Annotated in this window: 3 protein-coding genes; all 3 read right to left on the bottom strand. The window is 38.0% G+C overall.

Annotated elements, in window-relative coordinates; genetic code table 11:
- On the bottom strand, positions 1 to 175 hold a 175-nt coding region (locus GX117_01630; protein ID NLO32046.1), incomplete at its 3' end, for a hypothetical protein.
- Between the two features lie 135 nt (positions 176 to 310).
- Positions 311 to 538 carry a hypothetical protein gene (locus tag GX117_01625; GenBank protein NLO32045.1) on the bottom strand — a complete coding sequence of 76 codons (228 nt, stop codon included), beginning with the start codon at positions 536 to 538 and terminating at the stop codon, positions 311 to 313.
- Between the two features lie 333 nt (positions 539 to 871).
- Positions 872 to 1,696 carry a hypothetical protein gene (locus GX117_01620; protein NLO32044.1) on the bottom strand — a complete coding sequence of 275 codons (825 nt, stop codon included), beginning with the start codon at positions 1,694 to 1,696 and terminating at the stop codon, positions 872 to 874.
- Positions 1,697 to 1,747 lie beyond the last annotated feature (51 nt).

Genomic DNA, 1,747 nt, shown 5'->3' with positions numbered 1-1,747 from the left:
GATCTACCCTGTTCCACTTCTCATATTTTTTGTCGTACTCTTGAGGCTCAAGAAGCTCTACAACATGCCCGCGAAAACAAGCGAAATCAAGCTTGTCTGAAATCGGGTTCTTGTTATAAGCTTTTTGGATATCTCTCATCATTGAAGGTTTTTCTGCAATGAGAAGTGCTTTCATCCTTATCTCCTTTCATTAGTATTTTTTTCGCAATTGCTCTCCTTTTGTTTCGTATAGGTATTCTATACGGTAGGAAGGAAAAATATCAAAAAAAAACAAGCGCTTGGCAATTAGCGCGCTGTGAATAAGGGCTATTTAGGATATTTTACCTATGGCGGGCATGATGTAATACTTGGCATTTTTCATGGCACTTTCCTTAACTAAAGCGAGGGCTTTGCGATTTGGATAGATGCCTAAAACAATGGGTTCCTTGGTTTTCTTCTCGTAAATCATCATGTTTAAGGAGTTGAGATCAATCGAGAAATCGATCTTTAAACCCACGCCCTGACGCTGAAATACATTCAAAAACAGTGATAAAAGCATTAGGGCCCACCGCAAAGGCGGCCTTCCTAATCTTTGGCACTTGCCCCACTTCTGAAACGCAGCAAACCACAGCATTGTCAATGCTTTCGTTATCCGAGTTGGTACGATTCACAGCTGACTCCCTCCCGGTTGCCTCGAAAATAGCAGCTTCAACCATGTTTGGTAAATTTGTGGCTATTTGCACTTCTCTCTTATAATGCATTCTACTGGTCATCTGGTTTAGAACTTGCGCACAAATAAAGCCCGCATTACTTTCGTTTTTAGATTGCACCCATTACATCTTTCGTGAACTACCCGATATTAAAATACCGAGCTTCCTAAATCCCTTTCAACTCACAGTGTAGCAACCTTTAAGACTGCAGAACGGCATTCGGGGATACTGGAAATCTCCTTTTCAACATCTGCAAAAAGAACCCTTTTACTCCAAGCTTTTGTTTTTGAATTATATCGGTACCCAAGAGGCTTTAAAACGTCTCTAATCTCAACACCATTGTAAATGGTAATGATTTTGTGAATAGCAACATTGGCTGTCTCAGGTGAGATTATTTGAAGCTGCTCTTTGGATCTAAGTATTTTTCGAAGATCCAACTCTTCCTTACGCTTGTTATCGATAGGAATTTCCTTCCACCATATCTTTTGGAAGTTGTCGTAATTGTACTTACGGTTTACCATTTCATCTTTGATGAGAAAAGAATCCTTCACGCGAAACAAAACTGTGTCCTTCTGATATCCGGAAATATTTTGAGAACCAAACGATTCTTTGAGTTTTTTTATAATTTTGGATGTTTCACGAGAGTTATCCTTGATTTTATCCAGATCCTTTAAAGAAAAAAGAGAAAGCCGCATTGAGGCAGTAAGTAATTTCTCATACTCTCTATAAAACAGTGCTGAATGAGTGAGGTCGTTTACTTTTATATTTACGATATGATGTGCTATTTCGTGTAATACGCCAAGTAAGATGTCATTGAATTTTCGATCCCAATTGAAAATAATAATTCGTTTTTCCTCAGGGATGTACTGTCCGTTTACCTTTTTAACAGTACGTCCTACGCGAGAAAGCTTAAATGCTTTGTATGATTTTGTTATGCAACGATTACTTTTACCAGAATAAGCATGATCAATGATGTCGCAACAGGCATTATAGATTTCCTTCTTCATAATAATCACTCCTTTCGGCTTAAATATTAAATTATACTATACATGTAAGTG

The organism is Candidatus Hydrogenedentota bacterium, from assembly GCA_012523015.1.
Taxonomy (GTDB): Bacteria; Hydrogenedentota; Hydrogenedentia; order Hydrogenedentales; family CAITNO01; genus JAAYBJ01.
This window is presented reverse-complemented; position numbering and strand designations above follow the sequence as displayed.

Excerpts from the sequence above, each read along its gene's own strand:
- GX117_01625 (NLO32045.1), bottom strand. The coding sequence starts at position 538 with ATGCTTTTATCACTGTTTTTGAATGTATTTCAGCGTCAGGGCGTGGGT.
- GX117_01620 (NLO32044.1), bottom strand. The coding sequence starts at position 1,696 with ATGAAGAAGGAAATCTATAATGCCTGTTGCGACATCATTGATCATGCT.